The organism is Pseudomonas sp. NBRC 111133 (assembly GCF_001320605.1).
Taxonomy (GTDB): Bacteria; Pseudomonadota; Gammaproteobacteria; order Pseudomonadales; family Pseudomonadaceae; genus Aquipseudomonas; species Aquipseudomonas monteilii.
The window spans coordinates 39,296-60,816 of sequence record NZ_BCBJ01000023.1; the positions used below are offsets into that span (position 1 = coordinate 39,296).

Consider the following 21,521-nt stretch of genomic DNA (forward strand, 5'->3'; position numbering starts at 1 on the left):
TCAGGGTAAAAAAGAAGGCGACTCTAGCACTGGCATGCATCGCGAGTGAATTGCCACACACCTGCCGCTGTCGCAGATAAGACACGTAGCCAAGAGGAATACCCCATGAAACTGCACTATCTGCTGCTCGCGGCCCTACCCTGCCTACCCCTGGCGGCAAACGCCACTCCTTCCAGCGAAGAAAGCGTCACCGCCCCGGAAACACACAATCGCGAACTCAAGGTGGGTGACAAGGCGCCGGACCAGTACAAACGGGACGATCAAGCCATTCAGGACTGGCAAGCCAAGGGCCTGCCCAAGCCCGAAAAAGAAAGCCACTGGGTACGCATGGGCGAGCACTTTGTACTGGTACAGATCACCAACGGCGTAGTACTGGCAATCCAGCCGGCGTCGTGAGTCAACCCGCTTCGGCCATTGCCGCCATATGCACTGTATTGCGCCCGGCGGCCTTGGCCTGGTAAAGCGCTGCGTCAGCCTGGGCCAACAGACTGGAGGTGCTGTCTTTGAGCCCAGGCACGCCGCACCACAAGCCCACGCTGAAGCGCAGTTCGATCTGGTCACCGGCAAAACTCGCCGGGTTGCGCGCAATGGCCTCACGCAGCCCTTGCAGCGCGGCCATCGCCCCGCTGCGGTCAGCGCCCGGTAGCAGCAACAGGAACTCCTCGCCACCATAACGGCCCAGGCAGTCACCTTGGCGCAGCCGCTGTTGCAACTGGCGCACGCAGTGGCACAGCACCTCATCACCTGCCAGGTGCCCATACAGGTCGTTGATGCGCTTGAAATGGTCGATGTCGATCATCGCCACAGCCAGGCTGCCCTGTTGCTGGCGAGCCTGGTCCAGTTCCACGGCAAAGCGCTCAAGGATCGCCCTGCGGTTCAGCGTGCCGGTCAGCACATCGTGCAGGGCCAGGTGCTGCAAGCGGGATTCGCTGCGCTCCTTGGCCATCAACACCAGCCCGATCGAATACATCATCACCGTGACGGTGCCAATCGCCACGGAAATGCTCTGCTTGAGGTTGCTGGTGTCATAGCGCAACTCCACCGCCGTGCCATTGGCCACCGCCACCACACGCATGCCCAGGCCGACCAGGCTGATCAACGCACCGATCTGCAGCAGCAAGTGGGCCTTGCCCGGCCGCTCGGCATAGCGTCGCGCCCAGTACAGAATCATCGAGCACTGCAGCATCAGCACCAGCGTTGCCAGCAGCATACGTGGCTCTACCGTATCGAGCAGCAGCATCAACCCCACCAGCATGCACGCCGGGATAATGAAGATAATGCGCCAAGGCACTATCTGCTGACGCACCCGGAACAGGCTGGCCGTATAGAACGCCAGGGCCAGCGACAACAGGCTGTTGCCCAGGCCATAGCTGAGCCACAGCGGGGCATGGGCATAGACGGTGTAGCAGACATAGGCCAGGGCATGCACCAGCAACCCGCACCCCGTGAGTAACAGGTTGTCACGGCGGTTACTGCGCCCGACCAGCAACAGGCAGAAGGCCAGAATGGTTGCAACCAAGGCAACGGCGGCGAACAACGTGGGGGTATGGGCGATCATCATGATTCACTGTGTGGCAAATTGCCGTCTTGCCAGCGGCTTAACCCACAGTCTAGAGGGGCATCGCCGGCTCGACCATGACCGAATGGGACAGAACAGCAGCCCACAAGCACGCCGCTCATCACTGGCGCGACAAATTTTTGCCTGCCAGGGAAACCAAATGGATCATTCCCAGTCTCAGCAAGTGCCCTGTAAACCATTGCGGATCAAGGACCTATATCGTGATGACCCGCCTTGCAAGCCTTTCGCTGGTTGCTGTTGTCCTGCTGACCGCAGGCTGCCACAGCCATCGCTACCATGACGACGACGATGGCTGGCGTGACCGTGACCGCGACCATCGCCACCACCATCGCCATGAGCGCGACGATGATGACGATGACAATCGCCAGTATCGCGGTGACCGCTACTACCGCTGAAGCGTCTTTGCACCCCTGACCCGCCGCCCGTTGCGCGGCACCTTAACCTGATGATTCCTTTGAGGTTCGTATCATGCGTCTGACTCTGCCTTCCCTTGCCCTCGGCCTGCTGCTGTGCCAGGGCGCTTTCGCCGGTGACGGTACTGCCGCCATTGGCGGTGGCCTGGGTGGTGCCCTGGGTAACGTTGTCGGTCAATCGATCGGTGGCAAGACCGGGGCGGCCATCGGCGCCGGCCTCGGCGGCGCAGCCGGCAGTGCGGTAGGTGCACGCAAAGGCAACCGTACCGAAGCCGCCATCGGCGGCGGCCTGGGCTCGGCCGGCGGCTCGCTGCTGGGCGGCGCGGTGGGCGGCAAGACCGGCTCTACCGTCGGTGCCGGCCTGGGCGGCGCGGCCGGTGGTGCCATCGGCAACCACCTGGGCGACAATAACGGCAGCAAAAAGCACCGCCGTCACCGTCACTGATCCGGTGACCCAAGGGGCCACAATGCGGCCCCTGTTGTTTGGCAAACCCTGCAGTACATCAACACCCCCTTCATCACAAGCTGGCACACTGGCTGCTACTGTCTATCGTGCCCCTGTGTGAAGGAACACCCCCTCCCCATGAACCAAGAGCTGCTCTGGGTCCTCGGCCTGCTGGCCATCGTCATCCTCCTGTTCGTCATCAACCGCCCGCGCATGGACGTGGTCGCACTGCTGGTGATTCTCGCCCTGCCGCTACTCGGCATCCTCACCGTCGAGCAGGCCCTGGCCGGCTTCAGCGACCCCAACGTGGTGCTGATCGCCGCCCTGTTCGTGATTGGCGAAGGCCTGGTGCGTACCGGCATTGCCTACCGCATCGGCGAATGGATGAGCGAGCGGGCCGGCAACAGCGAGGAGCGCCTGCTGGTGCTGCTGATGGTGGCGGTGGCCGGGCTGGGCTCGATCATGAGCTCCACCGGCGTGGTGGCCATCTTCATCCCGGTGGTGCTCAGTATTGCCGCACGCCTGAAACTCTCGCCCAGCCGCCTGATGATGCCGCTGGCGTTCGCCGGCCTGATCAGCGGCATGCTCAGTCTGGTGGCCACACCGCCCAACGTGGTGGTGCACAGCGAGCTGGTGCGCAATGGCGAAGCCGGTTTCAGCTTCTTCAGCTTTACCCCGTTTGGCCTGGTGGTGCTGGTGCTGGGCATCGGCTACATGCTGCTGACCCGGCACTGGCTCAACGGCGAAGTGCGCAAGGACGGCCGCGTGGAAACCCGCCGGACACTGCTGGACCTGGTGCTGGACTACAAGCTCAACGGCCGCGAACGGCGCCTGCGCATCCGCCCTCACTCGCCGCTGATCGGCCACACCCTCGGCGAACTGGAACTGCGTACCCGGCACGGCGCCAACGTGATCGGCATCGAACGCCAGCACAAGTTCACCACGCGGGTGATGGCTGCCGACTCCAGCACCGTGCTGCACCAGGGCGACGTGCTGCTGCTCGACCTGTTCGCCAACCGCGATGACCTGCGCAGCCTGTGCCAGACCATGCAACTGGAGCCGCTTCACTTCAAGGCCGCCTATTTCATCGACCAGTCCCAGGAACTGGGCATGGCCGAGGTCTCCCTACCACCGGGGTCGCAGCTGATTGGCAAGAGCATTCTCGAACTGGCCTTCCGTACCCGCTTCGACCTCAACGTGGTCGGCCTGCGCCGCGAGCAGGCAGCGATCGAAGACCAACTGGTGGAAGAAAAGCTGCGCCTTGGCGACACGCTGCTGGTGGTCGGCCCGTGGAAGGCCGTACGCCAGTTGCAAAGCAAACCCAGGGACTTCCTGGTGCTGAGCCTGCCTGCCGAAATCGACCAGGTGGCCCCCGCCCGCACCCGCGCGCCGCAAGCGCTACTGAGCCTGGCGGTGATGGTCGGGCTGATGGTCAGTGGTGCCGTGCCCAATGTCATGGCCGCGCTGATCGGCTGCCTGCTGATGGGCGCCGGCCGCTGCATCGACATGAGCAGCGCTTATCGGGCCATTCATTGGCAAAGCCTGGTGCTGATTGTCGGCATGCTACCCTTCGCCCAGGCGCTGCAGAAAACCGGCGGCATCGACCTGGCGGTGAGCGGGCTGGTCAGCGTGCTGGGAGGGGCCGGCCCCAGTGCCATTCTCGCCTGCCTGTTTGCCGTCACGGCGGTGATTGGCCTGTTCATTTCCAATACGGCCACTGCGGTGCTGATGGCGCCGGTGGCTGTCAGTACCGCAGCACAGCTGGGGATGTCACCCTACCCGTTCGCCATGACCGTGGCGTTGGCCGCATCGGCGGCGTTCATGACGCCGGTGTCATCGCCGGTCAATACGCTGGTGCTGGGCCCAGGGCAGTACCGTTTCGCCGACTTCGTCAAAATCGGCGTACCGTTCACCCTGCTGGTGATGCTGGTGACCGTGTTGATGGTGCCGTGGTTCTTCGGGCTGTGACGACACAATTGAGGAATGAAGGCAATTTGGCATTATCTCGACCGTTCGCGGCAGATTGACATCAACTGCCCTGACGAAACACACTGCGGGTCATTGCCCCAGGTGCTTCAAGGCGTTGTCCTGGATTTCGTTTCCGCTTGCCGGTCGAGCCCATGGTTTTTGCTGCCCAATCGCGCTTGTTGCCTTACGTCGTTCTGCTCTGCCTGACCTTTGCCCTCACCCTGGGGGGCATCCTGGCACGCCCGATCGAATCGCTGTCGCTGTTCTGGCCGGTGAATGCCGTATTGGCCGGTGTACTGCTGCGCTACCCTCGCCAGGCCACACTTACCGGCTTTGGCCTCGTCTGGCTGGCCATGATCGGTGCCGACCTGCTGTGCGGCAGCGCCTGGGCCCCGGCCCTGTGGTTCAACCTGTGCAACCTGGGCGTGGTGGTGACCCTCTGGCAATTGCTGTCGCGCTTGCCGCGCCTGCACCGACGCATGCGAACCCCGCACGGCGTACTCAGCGTATTTGCCGCCTGCGCCGCTGGCGCCATGGTGGCGGCCAGCATGGCGGCGGCGATGGCCGCGCCCTGGTTCCAACAATCGTTGCGCGCCACTTGGCTGGCCTGGTTCAGCGAACAGTTCTCGACAAGCGTGCTGGTGCTGCCGGTGCTGCTGACTGCGCCCTCGGTACGGGCCTTGGTGCGCGGTGGTGCCCAGGCCATCCGCCTGGCACCGCTGCTGGTGCTGCTGGCCTCGCTGGCGTTCAGCATTGCCTTTGGCGGCCCCGGGGCCATTGCCTTCCCGATTGCCGCTTTGCTGTGGTGTGCCTGGACCTATTCGCCCTTTATGGTTTCGCTGCTGGCACTCACCGCCGGCAGTACCTTGATTGTGGCGGTGGCGCAAAACCTCATGCACTTTAGCGTGCCGCAAAGCGAGCCAGGGGTGACCACGCTGATGTCGGCGCGCCTGGGCATCGCCATGTTGGTGCTTGGCCCGCTGGTGGTGGCCTGCGTCAGCCAGGCCAACCGCAGCCTGATGGCCCGCCTGGCGCACCAGGCGACCATCGACCACCTTACCGGCGTGCTCACCCGCAGTGCCTTTACCCGCCGCGCCAACGCGTTGCTGGACAGCCGCCAACAGCATGCCCAGGCACTGCCGGTGACCCTGATGATGCTGGACATCGACCATTTCAAGTCGATCAACGATGTCCACGGCCACGCGGTTGGTGACCAGGTGCTGCGCCAGTTCGCCAGCACCTTGCAAGACCAGTTGCACAACGATGAGCTGCTCGCGCGCCTGGGAGGCGAGGAGTTCGTCGTCATTCTCCCGGGCCTTGCGCCAGAACGGGCCAAGTTCACCGCCGAACGCCTGCGCCGCGCCGTACAAGACCTGCATGTGGTGCAGGCCGACCAGCGCCTGCAGATTACCGTCAGTATCGGCCTGGCCGGCTGCGACGCCGACTGCCCGGCCCCCAGCCTGGACGCGCTGCTGGCAAGCGCCGACCAGGCGCTGTACCGGGCCAAGGCCCATGGCCGCAATCGCGTCGAGCAGGCCGAGGCGCAGCGCCAGGTGATCTGAGTCAACCGGCCAGCAAGTCCCACGACAGCTTGGCGATCAGCACGCACAACAGCACCAGGAACAACCCGCGGACAAAGCCGGCGCCCTTGCGCACTGCCAGCCAGGTACCGGTCAGCGCGCCCAGGATGTTGCACACCGCCATGGGCAGGGCGATGGCATACAACACGTTGCCCGTCGGCACGAAGAACACCAGTGCCGCCAGGTTGGTGGCGATGTTCACCACCTTGGCCGACGCCGAGGCGTGCAGGAAGTCCAGGGCAAAGAAGCGGATGAACAGGAAGATCAGGAAGCTTCCGGTGCCCGGGCCAAACAGACCGTCGTAAAAACCGATCGCACCGCCGATCAGCACCGCCAGGCACTGCTCCTTGCGGCCGATTTGCGCAGGCTTGTGCAGGGTGCCGAAGTCTTTCTTGCAGAAGGTGTAGATGGCCATCAGCACGATCAGCACCAGCACCGCCGGGCGCATCACGCTGGGCGGCACCAGCGACACCGTGGCGGCACCGGCGAACGACATGACAAAGGCGCTGAGTGCAGCGGGTACGATCAGCCCCCAGTCCAGCGTCACCTTGCGGATAAACGACCGCGCCGCGAAGGCCGTGCCGCACACCGACGCCAGCTTATTGCTGCCGAGCAATGCCGCTGGCTGTGCGGTGGGCAGCACATTGAACAAGGCCGGGATCTGGATCAGCCCACCGCCCCCCACGGCGGCATCGATCAGCCCAGCGGCAAAAGCGAACACGGAAAGTACAGCGATATCCATCATGATGCAGGCCCAGAGGCAGAGAAGACGCCTGCAAGGCTAATCAAAGTACCGCGCTTGTGTTGAAATGCCATATTGCGAAAACTGCAACAAGGAGAAGACGATGGCATTGGACATGCTGCGGGAAATCCAGGCGTTCGTCAGCGTGGCACACAAGCGCAGCTTTGTCGCCGCTGCCCGCGCATTGGGGCGCTCTCCCAGCGCAGTTACCCGGGCTGTGCAAACCCTGGAAGACAATGCCGGAAGCAAGCTGCTCAACCGCAACGCCAACGCCGTGACCTTGACCGAAGCCGGCAAGCGCCTGTTGCCGCACGCCGAACGCTTGCTGGATGTGCAAGGCGATGCAGCCGACGAACTGGCCGCGCTCAGCGGCAGTGCCCAAGGCTGGATCCGCTTTGCCGTGCCGCAGTTGCTGGGGGAGCATGTGTTGCCGCAGGTGCTTGCCGAGTTTTCTCGCTGCCACCCGCAAGTGACCCTGGACGTGCAGTACAGCGACGAAGCCCTCGACCCACTGCAAGGCAAATTCGATTTCGTGGTACGCGGCGCCTTCCCCCAATCAAGCGAGCTGATCGGCTACCCGCTTTGGCCCTATCAGCGCCACCTGTATGCCAGCCCCGCCTACCTGGGCCAGGCCGGCACACCGCAACACCCGGAAGACCTGGAGGGGCATACGCTGATCCTGCATACCGCGCCACGCATCCTTAAGGCCTGGCATTTCTGCCGCGAGGGCCAGATCACCAGCCTGCGCCCCAGGCCCAGGTTGCGCCTGGGTTCGGGTGATGCGGTGTACCACAGCACCCTGGCCGGTGCCGGTATCGCCCGCCTGGCCGCCTGGGTTGGCGAAGCGCATGTCAAAACCGGGCGCCTGGTGCGGGTGTGCCCACAGTACCGCCTGACCTCCAGCAGCGGCCAGGACCCGCAGATGCATGCGCTGTACCCTGCCGGCGAGCTGCCGACACGGGTACGTGACTTGCTGGCGGCCCTGCGCCGAGCCGGCATGGCCCAATGAAACAGCCACTGAAACGGCTGTTCAATTTCTGCTCAATTTAACAGAGCCCGCCGTGGGCTTGGCTTTCAGCACTTTATCCACAGACCTACCCACGTTTTTTGTGGACAGATTTCCCCGCGCAAAGAATGACTTATCCCATGCGCGGGTAAACGTTGAACCTCAGCTTGGCGGAATCGTACCAAGAAGACCAATCAGAATGGTCAGTAGCAGAAAACCACCCAGGAATAGCGCCAGCTTGCCCATTGGAACCTCTACAGTTGTGATGCGGGAATGGGCATATTCTCGGCCTTGGGCTGATACGGTTACAGATTCAGCTTTGTGGAAAAAAAGCGGATCAGATGGAAACCTGCTGAAGCTTTTCTGCAGGCAGCCAGCCCAGCTCGCCATTGCCATGGCGACGGCACCAGACCCACCCGTTGAGCGGGCGCAGCATCTGCACCCGTTGCCCGGGGTCGGCATCGAGCTCATGCGCTGAGTAATTGTCCAGTGCCCTGCCCTGGCACACGCTGATCCGCTCGATCAACTGGGCCGGCACCCAGCCAGGCTCCTGACCACTGCAGGTGCACAGGTACCAGTCCTGCCAGCCTGGCTCACCCTCGTAGCGTGGCCCGATGTTCAGCAGCGTGCCCTTGGCGAAGCGAATGGGCCGCGGGTATTCACTGCGATGGGGTTCAATGACAACGTAATGCATGGGCCTCTCCTTGGCCGGGTAAACCTTCGATGGGTGCAGCAGCGGAAAAAACCACCGCTGCACCGCGCTTGTATCGTTATCTGTACCCATTGAGACCTGATACACAAGCACGTATCCAACGGGTCAATCGGACATATCGGCGATACAGCTATCAACTTTACTAGCACACATCAACCCGCCCCACTGGCTCATGCCAAGGAGATGCCCGATGCCTGCCCGCCACTCGACACGCGGCCAAGCGGTCGTGGATGCGGACCACTTGTAACGCGCAAGCAATTGCTACACGAAGTTGCGAAGGGCACGGCAAGCCATTTACAGGAAATTGCCGAGAGCCTGTAGGGACGAAGCCCCGTTGTGGCTAGGTATCACGCGGGGTTCAGCCAAGATTGAATGAAACGATTTGAAATGCAGCTTGTAGGATCTTTTACCTCGCAACGTAGGAGTATTCGCCTTGAGGGGATTTCCCTGTATGAAACATCAGTTTCTACAGCAAAATCGAGCTGCTACGGTCCGGTTTTCCTACAACGGCACGGAAGCCCACAGCGTGAGAAAAGCATGGACCCGTACAATGCCTCGGCCCTGAAGCTGCAGAAGAATTTGCTGAACCTGCGCCTTGAGCGCGATCGCCTAAGGAGGGAGGGTAAGGACAACGAAGCGGACGCGTTGGCTGAACCGATCGCCAGGATAGAGGCGGCTATCCAGCAGTTACCGGATAGCTTGAAGCCCGTGACCTTGCAGTGACCTCTAACATCCTGCAAGGCAAGCACCGGCTCTGTAATCCATGGGCTCGCCCCCGTCGGCCCCAAGTGCCAACACTCAGTAGGCAGCCTTTCTGCCCACGCCTTTAGCGCTCGCCCCCAGGCAGGTCACCGCAAAGGCAATCACCAACGCCCCGGTCCCCAGCAAAAAGATCAACTGCTGGTTCGACCCCTCCACCAATAGGGCAATCAAAGCCGGCGTCACCGCCGCAGCGCCCATCAAGGTAATACTGACCAGCGGCGTAAGCTTGCCGGTCGGGTCGTTGGTGGTGATCAGCGCCATGTAGTACGACAGTGACAGCACCCAGCCAAAGTTGATCAGCAACAACGCCACGAACAACTGCATCGGTGTGCGGGTATGGCCCGTGAGCATGGCGATGGAAACGAACACCGCCACCAACCCCACAGCAATCATCAGTTGGCGGTTGACCCGCGCCCCCAGCAGGCTTGGCAGCCCCGCCCCAGGCAATCCGCCAATGGCCGACAGGCCGAACGCCCAACCGATGTCGACCCCGCTGATACCCTGGCCTCGCGCCAGCTGGTCGATGAAGCCCCACACACAGTAAATGGCAATCTGCATGAACAGCATGCCCACCAGCGCCGTACGCCCGGTACGTGCCGAACCACCCTGGGCAGGTGAGCCTTCGCCACTGGCCAGCAACGCCGCCGGACGGCGCGGCAACACCAGGCTGGCGCCGCAGATCAGCAAATACCACAGGCCGAATGCGCACAATGCAGTTACGGTGCCGCTCTGCGCGGCCAGCAACGGCAATGCGGCGGAGAACAGCGAGTATTCGGGGGTTTGCAACAACAGCATCAACCCGAACGATCGGTCCTGGTTGGGCAAGCGGCCCAGCATGCACACCGCGTAGGCATAAACCAGCCCCGCACAGGTGCCGGCCGCCAGGCGCACGACCAGCAACATCGTGTTGGTGATGGCAAAGGCGGTGGCGATACTCAACGCCACGCACAGCGCGCCAACGAACAGGCACAGACTGCGCCCGCCATGGCGCTTCATCAGCAGCGGGCACAGCAAGGTGCCCAGAGTCATGCCAATCATCTCGACCGACACCACCCAGCCTTGCTGGTCGAGTGACAGGCTCAGTTGCTCCGTGACCAAACCCATGAAGATGGGCTGCACACCACAGACGATGAAGGAAGTACAGGCGATGAAAATCAGCGCGGCACGCAGCAGCTTGGAATCGTAGGTCATGGGAGGACTCCGACACGGCATTTGTTTTTATTGTGGGTGAGGCTCAGCCCTGGAGGGCGCCATGACTGGCGGCTGGGCCGATCTCGGGCTCAATCCTGGGCCGTGATCGAACGCTTTGAAAGTTAATTATCAGAATCGAATGCAGTGGGCTTTTTAATGCAGGGCAACTTCACCAGCCCGCATCCAGAAATGCACTGAACCCAATCCTGATAATTAATTGGAGACATGCCCGCATCCGCCCTACCGTGGTACGTCACCCAAGCCGTTAGTAAAAAAGGCCCAACCATGAACGACCGTGAGTTCATCAATGCCATCGACGCCGATGGCCTGCCCCAGAACATTGCCGTAAGCAACGGCCGCATCAGCCACATCGGCCCACAACGCGCCAGCACGGCCGCCCGCGAAACCATCGACCTCGAAGGCCTGCTGGTGCTGCCAGGCTTTGTCGACGGCCACATCCACCTGGACAAAAGCTTTGTCGGTGACCGCTGGCGTCCGCACCAACCCGTCACCAGCCTGCGTGAGCGCCTGGCCGTGGAAAAACGCGAACTCGCCAGCGCCCCGCCCATCGTCGAGCGCGCCGATGCACTGATGCGCCAGGCGGCCTCGTTCGGCACCCTGGCCATGCGCTGCCATGTTGATGTGGACGCCACCACCGGCCTGACCAACCTGCACGCCATGCTCGAAGCCCGTAACAAATGGAAGGATCTTATCGACATCGAACTGGTGGCCTTCCCCCAGGCCGGTGTGGTGACCTGCCCCGGCACCGCTGAAGTGATGGAAGCGGCCATCCGCGAAGGGGTGCAGGTGGTCGGCGGCATCGACCCGACCACCCTTGATGGCGATGCCGATGGCCAGCTCGACATCGTGTTCGGCATCGCCGATCGGCATGGCGTGAAGGTCGATATCCACCTGCATGAGCCCGGCGACATCTGCATAGCCCAACTCGCCCGCATCGCTGAGCGCACACAGGCACTGGGCATGCAAGGTCTTGTGGCCGTCAGCCACGCCTATGGCTTGGGCGATGTATCCGATGCCGTGGTCGACCGCACCGCTGAAGTGCTGGCTGGCGCCGGCATTTCCATTATGACCAACGCCCCCGGCGAGCATGCTTTCCCACCCGTCCTACGCCTGCGTAACGGCGGCGTGCGGGTGTTTACCGGCAACGACAACATCCAGGATGCCTGGTGGCCCTACGGCAACGGCGACATGCTGCAACGGGCCATGCTGGTCAGCTACCGCTCGGGCTTTAACACCGACGAGGAACTGCGGGTGGCGTTACACATGGCGACCGAGGCCAGCGCTGCAGTGATGGGCAAACAGGATTACGGCTTGAAGGTGGGCAACGAGGCCAGCTTCATCCTGTTCAAGGCACCGAATGCCGCTGCGGCGGTGGCGGCGGCCATTCATGAACGCGTGATCGTGCGCCATGGTGCTTTCTGGGGTGGGCCTGCGCAGCTGCAGCTGAAGGCTGCGCAGTTTGCTGCCGAACTGCGCCGCTAACCAACCACCGTCATCTTAAGCCCTGACCCGCTCCTGTGGGAGCGGGTTCACCCGCGAACACCGGCAGAGCCGGTGCCATCAATCGCGTTGCCTTCTTCGCGGGTAAACCCGCTCCCACAGGGGCTGCGACACACTCTTGAGCTTTGTCACAGCCATGGCGCACCCTCACTCTGCCTCTGCCCGCAAAATACCGATCAGGATCTCGGCCAGCTCCATAACCATAGGGTCCGCCGTAGGCCGATGAAAAATCGCCGCCTCAAACACTTTGATCGGCTTGAACCCTTCCTCCACCCCCAATACCAGATGCTCTGGCGTCACCACCCGCGATGGCAATAGGCTCACCCCCAACCCATTGGCGACGGCCTCCTGAATCCCTGCTAGGCTCGAGCTGGTGAATGCAATACGCCAGCTCCGCCCCATGGCCTCGACCGCACTGATCATGTCGTCCCGGTACAGCCCTCGCGGCGGGAAGGTGACCAGCGGAATCGGGTCCTGGGCAAAGCACGGGTACTGCGCACTGTCGATCCACTCGATACGCTCTGGCTGGCAAGCATTGGCCTCACGGCTGTGGCGCCGTTGCTTGATCAACACCAGGTCCAGTTCGCCCCGATCATAGGCGCTCATCAGGTCACGGCTAAGGCCACCGGTAATCTCCAGTTTCACCGTCGGATTACGCCGGTTGAACGCCGCCAACGCCTGCATCGTCTTGCCCGCGACAAAATCGTCCGGCAGGCCGATGCGCACGGTCACCGTCACCCCACCCGACATGGCCTCGGTCAACTGGCTGCTCACCGCCAGCAGGTGCCGAGCGTAACGCAGCAGGGTTTCACCGGCGTCGGTCGGGTGCACCTCCCGGTTGCTGCGGTCGAGCAGCTGGTGGCCGACCATTTCTTCCAGCCGGCGCACCTTCTGGCTGACGGTGGACTGGGTGGAATGCAGGCGGGCTGCGGCGGTGGTGAAACTGCCGCAGTCGGCCACCATGACCACGGTGCGGAGCATGTCCAGGTCGTAGATGGCGCGGTTGGGGTTGGGGGATTCAGGCATTTGGCGCTTTCAGCTTTTCGATGGGGCTTGGTACATGATGCCCGAAGCCGGGGCGCATGACGCATTGCCCTTTTGCGGGGCATGCTTTGTACGCATGCACGAACGGCCTGTCAGGGCACCAGGGTCTTCTCGAAATAAACGCGCTTGAAACCGTCTTCCGTCCGTTGCCCTACATTCACATAGCCAAGCTTGGGGTAAATCGACAGGTTCTCGGTCATCTTCTCGTTGGTATAGAAATGGACGGCGCCTACCCCCTGTTGCCGGGCCGCATCTTCACAGAAGCGAGTCAGCGCCTTTCCTACACCCTGCCCGGCTGCGCTGGGCAGGACTGCGACGTTTTCCAGCAGCATGTGGCCGTGCTCGGCATAGAACACGATGAAACCCTGAAAGACCGCCCGATCATCCGTCGCCACTTACACCACACCGTCCGCTATCTGCCTGGCGAAGTCTGCGGTCATCGGGGCAGGTTTGCGCCCGATGAGTGGCACATACCGAGCGTAGGCCTGCTCGGCACACTGCCTGACTTCAGGCTCATCGGTTGCTACGGCCAGCCGGATCATGACGGTCTCCCTGATTACCGGATAGTGCGTTACTCAAGCAGCAACGCCTCGTTCGCCATCATCGCTGACTTCGAACTGCCCCACCAGCTTCTGCAACTTGCCGGCATCCACCTTCACCTTCTGCGCACTGCTTTGCAGCACCACGGCGGTCTGGCGCATCTCGCTGGACGACTGGTTGACCTGCTCGATGGTCTTGCCGTATTCCACACTGCGCCGGTTGAGCTGCTGGATGATGGCGAACATGCCCTCCACCGCCTGGTGCAGTTGCACATTTTCCGAAGAGGCGTCCTCGGCGAGGCGCAGACTGTTGTCGACGTCCTGCACGCCCTGCTCCATGAAGCTTACGGCCTGACGGGTTTCGCCCTGCAGGCTTTCGACCATATGGCGAATGTCGTCGGCAGCACGCGAGGTGCGCGCGGCCAGGCTACGCACTTCCTCGGCCACCACCGCAAAGCCACGGCCATGCTCCCCGGCGCGCGCCGCCTCGATGGCGGCATTGAGCGCCAGCAGGTTGGTCTGGTTGGTGATTTCGCTGATCAACCCGGTAATGTTGTCGATCTCGACCATGCGGCTGTCGAGCCGCTGCACGCTGGACGACGAGCGCGCGACCACATCGCGGATCGACTGCGTGCCCGCCTGCACCGCCAAGTACTGCTCGCGCGCGCGGCTGACCACTTCGTCCATGGCCTGCTTCATCTGCTCGGCACTGACCGAAGCCTGCTGCAACTCGCCGAGCTGCTCTTCCATGATGATCATCATCTGGTGCACGGCGTCCGCCACATCGGCGGAGCTCACGCTGGCTTCCTGGCTGCGCCCGAGCATCACTTGGTTGGTGCTGCCGACGGTGCGGCTGGCCTTGACCACCTGCCCCACCACCGCGTCCAGGCGGTCGATGAAGCTGTTGATCCAGCGCGCCATGTCGCCGCTTTCGTCGTTGGCCAAGGTGCTGGTGTCCAACCGCTGGCGCAGGTTGCCTTCTCCCTCGGCGATGGTGCGCAGCACGCCGCTCATGCCATTCAGCCTGGCCGCCAGGCGCTTGGGCCCGAGCACACCGAACAGCAACGTGGCGCCGAGCATGCTCGCGGCCTCGATTGCGTCGTTCAGCCCTTGCGGCAGGCCTGCACAGTGCTGCACCAGGTAGTTGCAGCCGAAAAGGGCCGCCATGATCGCCACATAGGGCTTCATCAAACCGTAGCTCAGCGAGCGCCGGCGGTAGACCTCCTCCAGGTCTGCCTCGCACATCATGCCCCAGCGGTCGGGTGAGCCCGGCAACTGGAACGTTACGCCCTTGCCCACCACCGGTACGTGGCGATAATCCGAATAGCCGGGGTAGGTCACGAACAGGTTTTCACCGCGCCTGATGGTCTCCCTTACGCCCGGGTGCAGTTCCCGCGTGGAGGGATCGGTGAAACGCAGCTCCAGTTCGGTATGGCGCTGGACCTGCACCGTGGTCCAGGGCGTGTGCACGCCGCTCTTGAGGTTTTCGCCATGGGTGAAGGTGGCGTCTTCGAAGCGCGAGCGGGACAGCGCGATGCCAGGCTGAATGGCAAGGTCGAAGCGCGATTGCGCCATGAACAGGTAGTTGTCACCCGACTCGGGGTAGATGTGCCCGGCCTCGCGCTGGATCAGATCGCCCAGCACGTCGTTGGGCACCCGCCCGCACAGGCAACCGAGCACTTTGCCCGCGTGCCTGAGGGGCTGGTAGAACATCAGCGTGACTTCGTCGTGAAAGCGTGAGGATGACGGGCCGATCTGCAAGGTCAGTGGGTCGCTGTAAGGCCCGTGCAGAAAGGGGGCTTTCAGCCCTTGTGCCAGGGCTGACATGTGTTCGATACGCGGCGTGCCACGTTGGGGCCAGGTCGAAGCGATGACGCTGCCGTGGGCATCGACGACAAACAGTTCGGAAAAGTCCTCGGCCTGGGCCAGCGTGCTGCGCAACATCGCGCTATCGACTTGAGCGAGACCGGGCGCCAGTTGATCGGCCAACTCGGCCAGATGCTCCCACTGCTCGCGCGCCCACTCATGCAGCAACTGCACACGGGTGTGGGCGATGGCTTCGAAGGTTTGCTCGATCTGCGGGTAACTGGCCCGGTTAACGCGGCACGCCCAGCCCATGCTGAATTTGCCAGTTTTACCAAACCACGGCAGCCAGCCCTTTTCATGCGACGACAACTGCATCGAACCACTGGAAAGCGACATTATCTTCACCATACGCGACATCGAATGGCAATCTGATAGCAAGTCGCACGCCAACGCGGCAGGGGTGATTAATGGGTGATTTCGCGAGCCTGCCGCACTTGATCAGTGCAGAACCGTGGCAGAGAAGCGCAAAGCGCACCAACGAGGGGCAACAATGATGGGATCACACGTTCAAGTTGAGTGAGGCAGATAGCTTCCGAAACTGCTCGCACATCGCACAACAGTTCGATAATCGCACAAATTCAGCCAAACCCCCTCTACTGTTGCCCTATCTTGCGGCACGCTATAGCGAAAGTCAGCAAGTAATTTCAACCGCTGACAGGCCCCATCGCGTCACGCGCTCCGGCCAGCCCGACAACCACAACTCCAGGAACAACCAGGAGCTCGCCTTGATCAATAAAACGTACGAGTCCATCGCCAGCGCGGTGGAAGGGATTACCGACGGTTCGACCATCATGGTCGGTGGCTTTGGCACGGCGGGCATGCCGTCCGAGCTGATCGACGGCCTGATTGCCACCGGTGCCCGCGACCTGACCATCATCAGCAACAACGCCGGTAACGGCGAGATCGGCCTGGCCGCCCTGCTCATGGCAGGCAGCGTGCGCAAGGTGGTCTGCTCGTTCCCGCGCCAGTCCGACTCCTACGTGTTCGACGAACTGTACCGCGCCGGCAAGATCGAGCTGGAAGTAGTCCCGCAGGGCAACCTGGCCGAGCGCATCCGCGCCGCAGGCTCGGGCATTGGTGCATTCTTCTCACCAACCGGCTACGGCACCCTGCTGGCCGAAGGCAAGGAAACCCGAGAGATCGACGGTCGCATGTACGTGCTGGAAATGCCGCTGCACGCCGACTTTGCGTTGATCAAGGCGCACAAAGGCGACCGTTGGGGCAACCTGACCTACCGCAAGGCCGCCCGCAACTTCGGCCCGATCATGGCCATGGCCGCCAAGACCGCCATCGCCCAGGTCGACCAAGTTGTCGAACTCGGTGAACTGGACCCGGAACACATCATTACCCCGGGTATCTTCGTCCAGCGCGTGGTCGCCGTGACCGGCGCTGCCGCTTCTTCGATCGCCAACGCTGTCTGAGGCCTGCCATGACCATCACCAAAAAGCTCTCCCGCACCGAGATGGCCCAGCGCGTGGCCGCAGACATCCAGGAAGGTGCCTACGTCAACCTGGGCATTGGCGCACCGACCCTGGTGGCCAACTACCTGGGCGACAAGGAAGTGTTCCTGCACAGCGAAAATGGCCTGCTGGGCATGGGCCCAAGCCCGGCGCCGGGCGAGGAAGATGATGACCTGATCAACGCTGGCAAGCAGCACGTGACCCTGCTGACCGGTGGTGCGTTCTTCCACCATGCCGACTCGTTCTCGATGATGCGCGGCGGCCACCTGGACATCGCCGTACTGGGTGCCTTCCAGGTGTCGGTGAAAGGCGACCTGGCCAACTGGCACACCGGTGCCGAAGGTTCGATCCCTGCCGTAGGCGGCGCAATGGACCTGGCCACCGGCGCCCGCCAGGTGTTCGTGATGATGGACCACCTGACCAAATCCGGCGAAAGCAAACTGGTGCCTGAGTGCACCTACCCGCTGACCGGCATTGCTTGCGTCAGCCGTATCTACACTGACCTGGCCGTGCTGGAAGTGACGCCTGAAGGGCTGAAAGTGGTCGAGATCTGTGCGGATATCGACTTTGACGAGTTGCAGAAGTTGAGTGGTGTGCCGCTGATCAAGTGATCGGCGAAACCTTCTGGCAAGACGCAATCTCTGTGGCTTGCCTGCGATGGGCTGCGTAGCAGCCCCCATGGCCCCAGTCAACAGCCACTGTCTTTGCTCACTCAGGCGATACCGATACTTGCCAGCACCGTTCCACCACCCGCACTAAAACTCCACCTTGCCCCGCCCCGCCTTGACGGTGCTCCGCCTGGCTTTTCCTTCGAGGCGGCGGGTCTTCGAGCCGAGGGTCGGCTTGGTGGGGCGGCGTTTCTTCTCGGTCTTGCCGGCAGCGATGATCAACTCGGCGAGACGCGCCAATGCGTCAGCACGGTTCTGCTCCTGGGTGCGGTACTGCTGAGCCTTGATGATCAACACGCCGTCGCCGGTGATGCGACTGTCACGCAGCGCCAGCAGCCGCTCTTTGTAGAACCCTGGCAATGATGAGGCCGGGATGTCGAAGCGCAGGTGCACGGCGCTGGACACCTTGTTGACATTCTGCCCACCCGCGCCTTGCGCACGGATGTAGGTCAGTTCGATTTCGGCATCCGGCAGATGCACGTTGTTGGAGATGGTCAGCATGACATGGTCCTGGTAATTACCCCATTATCACAGCCTCCGTCGCTCTCCCATAGAACAACAGCACGCAAAGTGTGGCCGCCTTTGCCTTAGCCGCAGCGCCTAAGGCTGGACGTTGTTGCTGCGTGCACGCTGAAAGCGTGTAACCACAATTTGAACAGCTCCGGCCACAAGGCACAGCACACCTATTTTCCAGCCCCCTTCCACGCCAAAGTTATCGGCGATCGTCCCTACGATCATCACGCTTACGAAGATGGCGGCGGGCAGGATCAGTTTGTTCATTTTGGCAATCCGAATGCGAGCGACAGAATGTGTGAAGAGGCACAGTCTACACAGAGACAGCGCCCGCGCTGGTCAGGATCTCGTGAAGAGACCGGTAACGTGTGGAAATAATCAAACCGCCAAGCGGTAAGCGCCAATGAGATGCCGTCCACCATTCGAGCCAAATGACCGCAAAAAGAAACCCCGCATTAGCGGGGGTTTGATTTCAGACTCGCTTAACCGCGGCCTCGTAGACTTCGTCATTCAGGCATTGCGGTAACCGCCCTGCACAAGGTGGAAAGGTAAGGACGCTTTATCCATGACGAGCTGGAATGCTTTCTACGAACGCACGAACACGCGTGCTCCCTCTCTGCTGCTCAGTTGCGCCATTGATCACGCCAAGCACCTACACCCCCTGCATGCGGTAGACCTCGGGTGCGGCGCCGTTAATGAAACACTGCAGATGATCCAGGCGGGCTGGCAGGTGCTGGCCATCGATACGGGGGACGGTAATTGGGTTTCTCGGGATTTCGTACAGAGCCTAGTAGGGGCTCGATTACTCACCTTAAGGCCTATTACGGGTGTAAAAGTAGATGGCAATCAGATCCACCACAGCAACCACGACAGCGATGAAGGTCATGAAGTAGATCTCATCACGAAGCATCATTTCGTTCCCCCAATACTTTCACGTCTGTACGAGCGAGGTGCGTTCGCTGTCTGCGATAACCCCAAGCCATTTACCCCATTAACATACGCTTGAGGGTGTTGTCCTTGATCCAATAGTGGTGCACCAGGCCTGCACCAGCATGCAGCCCGATCAGCGCATAGCCTGCATTGCCAACCAGTTCATGCCAGTCCTTCAGCGTCCTCGCCAGTGCGGGATCCACGGACAACGGCGCAGGCAGGTTGATGCCCCAATACGGCAGCGGTTTGCCTGCAGCCGCCAACATCAACCAAGCCAACAGCGGCGTAGCGATCATCAGGCTGTAAAGCGCCAGGTGAGTGGCGCTGGCCATCGCCACCTGCCAGACGGGAGGCTTGGGCACGATCGGCGGTCGAGGGATGAGCCGCCCCAGCAGGCGCACCCAGACCAACACGAATACAGCAATCCCCAGCATTGCGTGGCCACCCAGCAACGGGCCTTTGAGCGCGTGCCCCTTGGGTAACGCCCCGCGCAGCTCGACACAGGCATACACGCCGACGAACAGAACGACCATGCCCCAATGCATGATGATGGACAGGCGACCATAGCGGTCAACTCTTGATTCGCGCTGCATATCCATGACCTCAGAAAACTGAAAGAGATATCCGTTGCCACAAGGCTTCAATGAACAGGCCATTCCCGGCACGGACAGCGCCAGGTTGCCGAATCAAGCTTAAGGAAGTCTGAAGTGAGATTGCCGGTTGCCTCAGGCCAGAGGCAACGACAAGGTCGCAGCCAATCCACCACTGACTCGGTTCTCGAGATGCACCCGCCCACCAAGACGGTCAATGATGGTAGCCACGATGGACAACCCCAGGCCGGCACCATTGGGGCTGTTACGGCTGTAGAAGCGCTCGAATACACGTGATAGCTCAGCGGCTTCGATACCCGGCCCCTCATCCTCGACAATTAGCTCGAAGCGCTTGTCCAGGCGCCTGAGCAGCACCGTGATGCGCCCACCGGGTGGCGAATGCTCTACCGCGTTAGACACCAGGTTATGCAGCGCAATCGTCAGCGCACCGGCATCAATGGCCAGATGGTGATCTCCCTCGCCAATATCCAGCGAAGGCTCGAGGCCCCGGTCCAGTATCCAGGGGGTCAGTTCGGCCATGGTGTCGGTCACCACCTCGGCAAGGTCGACCTGAGCAATAGCGCGTTGTCCCAACCGAGGCTCGACACGGGCCAGGGTCAGCAGTTGATTGACCACCCGAGTCAAACGGTCAACCCCACCGATGAGAAAACCCAGGGCCTTGTGGCGCTCGGCTTCCTGACTGGCCTCGAGCGCGTTCTGCGCGTGCAGGCGCAACACCGCCAGCGGCGTGCGCATCTCATGGGCGGCATCGGCAATGAACCGATGCTCACGCCGCAGCAGGTCCTCGATCTGGGCCAACAGGCGGTTGATGGCCGCCTGCATCGGCTCAAGCTCGGATGGCAGAGGCACCAGTTGAAGCGGCTCCAGCGAATCGGCGTGCCGCCCGCGGATGACATTGGCCATGTTCTGCAAGGGCCGCAGCCCCCAGCCGATGGCGGCCCAGACCAACAGCACCAGGGCCAGGCTGCCGAGCAGGAAGGGGAACAAGGTGTGACGTACGATCCGGTCGATCAGGTCGTAACGCACGTCGTCACGCTCGCCGACCCAGATCACCCAGTTCTTTTCCGGTACCGGCAAGACGAAACCGCGCCATTGCCTGTCGCCACTGGAAAAGTCGTAGAAACCCGGCGCGCTAGGCAACGGATCAAGTGTGGGCGCGCTCGGTGTGTGCACGAGCAACACGCCGCCCTCCCCCCAGACTTGAAATGCCAGCTTGCTTTCGTAAGGGTGGCCAACCCGGTGACGACCCTCCTGCCCCAATGCTTCGTTGAACGCGCGGTACATGGCGGCACGCACGTCATCCTGCACTGGCATGCTCATGACACCCTGCAGCAAACGCGCGTTCTGGGCGAGGTGCGCGTCATACACCTCGTTAATCTCATGGCGGCTGTCGTGGTAGTTGTACAGCACCAGCAGGCCAGTGCCGACCAACAACAGGAACATGACCCGCCAGAGTGTGCGCTGACGCAGCGAGCTCATGCCTTGCCCTCGACCAGATAGCCAATACCGCGGACCGTGCGGATCAGGCCATTGAAGAGTTTCTTGCGCAGGTGGTAGATGTTCACCTCCAGCGTATTGCTCTCGGGCTCCTCATCCCAACCGTACAGCAGCTGAGTCAGGCGTTCGCGGGTGAAGACCTTGCCGGGTTGGGCCAGCAACTCATGCAGCAGTCGATACTCCTTGGGGGTCAGGATGACTTCCACACCGTTGTAGCGGACTTGCTGGGTGGCAGGGTCGAGGCTGACACCGGCAGGCTGTTGCCCCCTGCCCTCACGCGGCGCAGCAGTTCGATGCCATCCAGGCGGGGCAAGCCAACGTCCAGAATCGCCAGGTCGAACGCCTCATGTTGCAAGGCATGCAAACCACTTACGCCATCACGCAGCCAGTCGAGCGTGTAGCCCGCCTGGCGCAAGCCGTCGCAGATGCCCTCACCCAGCGCGGTATCGTCCTCAACCAGCAGCAGCCGCATGT

23 protein-coding genes and 1 pseudogene are annotated in these 21,521 nt (G+C 62.0%); 11 read left to right on the forward strand and 13 right to left on the reverse strand.

Features of this window, described 5'->3' with window-relative positions:
- Positions 1 to 105 precede the first annotated feature (105 nt).
- Positions 106 to 396 carry an RcnB family protein gene (locus APH36_RS04425; protein ID WP_060497635.1) on the forward strand — a complete coding sequence of 97 codons (291 nt, stop codon included), beginning with the start codon at positions 106 to 108 and terminating at the stop codon, positions 394 to 396.
- A gap of 1 nt (position 397) precedes the next feature.
- Here the strand turns inward: APH36_RS04425 and APH36_RS04430 are convergent, their stop codons facing one another.
- Positions 398 to 1,558, reverse strand: coding sequence for a GGDEF domain-containing protein (locus tag APH36_RS04430; protein WP_060497636.1), 1,161 nt, complete (start codon positions 1,556 to 1,558; stop codon positions 398 to 400).
- Positions 1,559 to 1,782: 224 nt separating this feature from the next.
- On the opposite strand from APH36_RS04430, the gene APH36_RS04435 reads away from it, so the two are divergent.
- The 4 genes from APH36_RS04435 to APH36_RS04450 all read left to right on the forward strand — a co-directional run bounded on the left by APH36_RS04435 (position 1,783) and on the right by APH36_RS04450 (position 5,967).
- Positions 1,783 to 1,974, forward strand: coding sequence for a hypothetical protein (locus APH36_RS04435; RefSeq protein WP_060497637.1), 192 nt, complete (start codon positions 1,783 to 1,785; stop codon positions 1,972 to 1,974).
- 73 nt (positions 1,975 to 2,047) lie between these two features.
- Positions 2,048 to 2,437: a glycine zipper domain-containing protein gene (locus tag APH36_RS04440; RefSeq protein ID WP_025753699.1), complete on the forward strand. Its 390-nt coding sequence runs from the start codon at positions 2,048 to 2,050 to the stop codon at positions 2,435 to 2,437.
- A gap of 138 nt (positions 2,438 to 2,575) precedes the next feature.
- Positions 2,576 to 4,405, forward strand: a complete 1,830-nt coding sequence (locus APH36_RS04445; protein WP_060497638.1) for an SLC13 family permease — start codon at positions 2,576 to 2,578, stop codon at positions 4,403 to 4,405.
- A gap of 137 nt (positions 4,406 to 4,542) precedes the next feature.
- The gene (locus tag APH36_RS04450; RefSeq protein WP_060497639.1) at positions 4,543 to 5,967 is read left to right on the forward strand and encodes a GGDEF domain-containing protein; all 1,425 of its coding nucleotides are present in this window, start codon (positions 4,543 to 4,545) and stop codon (positions 5,965 to 5,967) included.
- Position 5,968: 1 nt separating this feature from the next.
- Here the strand turns inward: APH36_RS04450 and APH36_RS04455 are convergent, their stop codons facing one another.
- On the reverse strand, positions 5,969 to 6,730 hold the full coding sequence (locus tag APH36_RS04455; RefSeq protein ID WP_016711449.1) for a TSUP family transporter: 762 nt from the start codon (positions 6,728 to 6,730) through the stop codon (positions 5,969 to 5,971).
- Between the two features lie 100 nt (positions 6,731 to 6,830).
- Here APH36_RS04455 and APH36_RS04460 point away from each other — a divergent pair, with 100 nt between their 5' ends.
- A complete protein-coding gene (locus tag APH36_RS04460; RefSeq protein ID WP_060497640.1) occupies positions 6,831 to 7,736 on the forward strand; it encodes a LysR family transcriptional regulator in 906 nt (301 codons plus the stop codon).
- Between the two features lie 334 nt (positions 7,737 to 8,070).
- Here APH36_RS04460 and APH36_RS04465 read toward each other — a convergent pair whose 3' ends face one another.
- Entirely contained in the window at positions 8,071 to 8,427 is a 357-nt protein-coding gene (locus tag APH36_RS04465; protein ID WP_019096764.1) for an SH3 domain-containing protein, read from the reverse strand.
- Positions 8,428 to 8,982: 555 nt separating this feature from the next.
- On the opposite strand from APH36_RS04465, the gene APH36_RS04470 reads away from it, so the two are divergent.
- Positions 8,983 to 9,168: a hypothetical protein gene (locus APH36_RS04470; RefSeq protein WP_060497641.1), complete on the forward strand. Its 186-nt coding sequence runs from the start codon at positions 8,983 to 8,985 to the stop codon at positions 9,166 to 9,168.
- Positions 9,169 to 9,243: 75 nt separating this feature from the next.
- On the opposite strand, the gene APH36_RS04475 is transcribed toward APH36_RS04470, so the two are convergent.
- Positions 9,244 to 10,398: an MFS transporter gene (locus APH36_RS04475; protein WP_060497642.1), complete on the reverse strand. Its 1,155-nt coding sequence runs from the start codon at positions 10,396 to 10,398 to the stop codon at positions 9,244 to 9,246.
- Positions 10,399 to 10,683: 285 nt separating this feature from the next.
- Between APH36_RS04475 and APH36_RS04480 the strand changes: the two genes are divergently transcribed.
- Entirely contained in the window at positions 10,684 to 11,901 is a 1,218-nt protein-coding gene (locus tag APH36_RS04480; RefSeq protein WP_060497643.1) for an amidohydrolase family protein, read from the forward strand.
- 165 nt (positions 11,902 to 12,066) lie between these two features.
- Here APH36_RS04480 and APH36_RS04485 read toward each other — a convergent pair whose 3' ends face one another.
- From APH36_RS04485 to APH36_RS04495, 4 genes are all read right to left on the reverse strand, one after another.
- Positions 12,067 to 12,945, reverse strand: a complete 879-nt coding sequence (locus APH36_RS04485; RefSeq protein WP_060497644.1) for a LysR substrate-binding domain-containing protein — start codon at positions 12,943 to 12,945, stop codon at positions 12,067 to 12,069.
- Positions 12,946 to 13,055: 110 nt separating this feature from the next.
- A complete protein-coding gene (locus APH36_RS04490) occupies positions 13,056 to 13,358 on the reverse strand; it encodes a GNAT family N-acetyltransferase (protein ID WP_306303026.1) in 303 nt (100 codons plus the stop codon).
- Positions 13,359 to 13,505, reverse strand: coding sequence for a hypothetical protein (locus APH36_RS33035; protein WP_306303027.1), 147 nt, complete (start codon positions 13,503 to 13,505; stop codon positions 13,359 to 13,361). It abuts the gene before it with no gap.
- Positions 13,506 to 13,538: 33 nt separating this feature from the next.
- A complete protein-coding gene (locus APH36_RS04495) occupies positions 13,539 to 15,725 on the reverse strand; it encodes a methyl-accepting chemotaxis protein (RefSeq protein ID WP_374754778.1) in 2,187 nt (728 codons plus the stop codon).
- Positions 15,726 to 16,093: 368 nt separating this feature from the next.
- Between APH36_RS04495 and APH36_RS04500 the strand changes: the two genes are divergently transcribed.
- On the forward strand, positions 16,094 to 16,789 hold the full coding sequence (locus APH36_RS04500) for a 3-oxoacid CoA-transferase subunit A (RefSeq protein WP_026020319.1): 696 nt from the start codon (positions 16,094 to 16,096) through the stop codon (positions 16,787 to 16,789).
- Positions 16,790 to 16,797: 8 nt separating this feature from the next.
- Positions 16,798 to 17,439 (forward strand): 3-oxoacid CoA-transferase subunit B, encoded by a 642-nt coding sequence (locus APH36_RS04505; RefSeq protein WP_060497646.1) that lies wholly within the window; start codon positions 16,798 to 16,800, stop codon positions 17,437 to 17,439.
- Positions 17,440 to 17,583: 144 nt separating this feature from the next.
- On the opposite strand, the gene arfB is transcribed toward APH36_RS04505, so the two are convergent.
- Both arfB and APH36_RS04515 read right to left on the reverse strand, forming a co-directional pair.
- On the reverse strand, positions 17,584 to 17,997 hold the full coding sequence (gene arfB / locus APH36_RS04510) for an alternative ribosome rescue aminoacyl-tRNA hydrolase ArfB (protein WP_060497647.1): 414 nt from the start codon (positions 17,995 to 17,997) through the stop codon (positions 17,584 to 17,586).
- A 99-nt stretch (positions 17,998 to 18,096) separates the two neighbouring features.
- Positions 18,097 to 18,276, reverse strand: a complete 180-nt coding sequence (locus tag APH36_RS04515) for a hypothetical protein (protein WP_060497648.1) — start codon at positions 18,274 to 18,276, stop codon at positions 18,097 to 18,099.
- Positions 18,277 to 18,574: 298 nt separating this feature from the next.
- Here APH36_RS04515 and APH36_RS32020 point away from each other — a divergent pair, with 298 nt between their 5' ends.
- Positions 18,575 to 19,015: a hypothetical protein gene (locus APH36_RS32020; protein WP_177337079.1), complete on the forward strand. Its 441-nt coding sequence runs from the start codon at positions 18,575 to 18,577 to the stop codon at positions 19,013 to 19,015.
- On the opposite strand, the gene APH36_RS04520 is transcribed toward APH36_RS32020, so the two are convergent.
- The 3 genes and pseudogenes from APH36_RS04520 to APH36_RS04530 all read right to left on the reverse strand — a co-directional run bounded on the left by APH36_RS04520 (position 18,993) and on the right by APH36_RS04530 (position 21,519).
- On the reverse strand, positions 18,993 to 19,532 hold the full coding sequence (locus APH36_RS04520) for a cytochrome b (RefSeq protein WP_060497649.1): 540 nt from the start codon (positions 19,530 to 19,532) through the stop codon (positions 18,993 to 18,995). The two genes, APH36_RS32020 and APH36_RS04520, sit on opposite strands and share 23 nt — an antisense overlap.
- A gap of 132 nt (positions 19,533 to 19,664) precedes the next feature.
- Positions 19,665 to 21,029, reverse strand: coding sequence for an ATP-binding protein (locus tag APH36_RS04525; RefSeq protein WP_060497650.1), 1,365 nt, complete (start codon positions 21,027 to 21,029; stop codon positions 19,665 to 19,667).
- Positions 21,026 to 21,519: pseudogene (locus APH36_RS04530) on the reverse strand (response regulator transcription factor). The gene APH36_RS04525 and the pseudogene APH36_RS04530 overlap by 4 nt, the downstream one beginning before the upstream one ends.
- Positions 21,520 to 21,521 lie beyond the last annotated feature (2 nt).

Bases quoted from the DNA above. Each gene is read 5' to 3' on its own strand.
- APH36_RS04435 (WP_060497637.1), top strand. From the start codon at position 1,783: ATGACCCGCCTTGCAAGCCTTTCGCTGGTTGCTGTTGTCCTGCTGACC.
- APH36_RS04445 (WP_060497638.1), top strand. From the start codon at position 2,576: ATGAACCAAGAGCTGCTCTGGGTCCTCGGCCTGCTGGCCATCGTCATC.
- APH36_RS04520 (WP_060497649.1), bottom strand. From the start codon at position 19,532: ATGCAGCGCGAATCAAGAGTTGACCGCTATGGTCGCCTGTCCATCATC.
- APH36_RS04455 (WP_016711449.1), bottom strand. From the start codon at position 6,730: ATGATGGATATCGCTGTACTTTCCGTGTTCGCTTTTGCCGCTGGGCTG.
- APH36_RS04480 (WP_060497643.1), top strand. From the start codon at position 10,684: ATGAACGACCGTGAGTTCATCAATGCCATCGACGCCGATGGCCTGCCC.
- APH36_RS04485 (WP_060497644.1), bottom strand. From the start codon at position 12,945: ATGCCTGAATCCCCCAACCCCAACCGCGCCATCTACGACCTGGACATG.
- APH36_RS04460 (WP_060497640.1), top strand. From the start codon at position 6,831: ATGGCATTGGACATGCTGCGGGAAATCCAGGCGTTCGTCAGCGTGGCA.
- APH36_RS04440 (WP_025753699.1), top strand. From the start codon at position 2,048: ATGCGTCTGACTCTGCCTTCCCTTGCCCTCGGCCTGCTGCTGTGCCAG.
- arfB (WP_060497647.1), bottom strand. From the start codon at position 17,997: ATGCTGACCATCTCCAACAACGTGCATCTGCCGGATGCCGAAATCGAA.
- APH36_RS33035 (WP_306303027.1), bottom strand. From the start codon at position 13,505: ATGATCCGGCTGGCCGTAGCAACCGATGAGCCTGAAGTCAGGCAGTGT.
- APH36_RS04515 (WP_060497648.1), bottom strand. From the start codon at position 18,276: ATGAACAAACTGATCCTGCCCGCCGCCATCTTCGTAAGCGTGATGATC.
- APH36_RS04430 (WP_060497636.1), bottom strand. From the start codon at position 1,558: ATGATCGCCCATACCCCCACGTTGTTCGCCGCCGTTGCCTTGGTTGCA.
- APH36_RS04525 (WP_060497650.1), bottom strand. From the start codon at position 21,029: ATGAGCTCGCTGCGTCAGCGCACACTCTGGCGGGTCATGTTCCTGTTG.
- APH36_RS32020 (WP_177337079.1), top strand. From the start codon at position 18,575: ATGACGAGCTGGAATGCTTTCTACGAACGCACGAACACGCGTGCTCCC.
- APH36_RS04470 (WP_060497641.1), top strand. From the start codon at position 8,983: ATGGACCCGTACAATGCCTCGGCCCTGAAGCTGCAGAAGAATTTGCTG.
- APH36_RS04475 (WP_060497642.1), bottom strand. From the start codon at position 10,398: ATGACCTACGATTCCAAGCTGCTGCGTGCCGCGCTGATTTTCATCGCC.
- APH36_RS04505 (WP_060497646.1), top strand. From the start codon at position 16,798: ATGACCATCACCAAAAAGCTCTCCCGCACCGAGATGGCCCAGCGCGTG.
- APH36_RS04425 (WP_060497635.1), top strand. From the start codon at position 106: ATGAAACTGCACTATCTGCTGCTCGCGGCCCTACCCTGCCTACCCCTG.
- APH36_RS04465 (WP_019096764.1), bottom strand. From the start codon at position 8,427: ATGCATTACGTTGTCATTGAACCCCATCGCAGTGAATACCCGCGGCCC.
- APH36_RS04495 (WP_374754778.1), bottom strand. From the start codon at position 15,725: ATGTCGCGTATGGTGAAGATAATGTCGCTTTCCAGTGGTTCGATGCAG.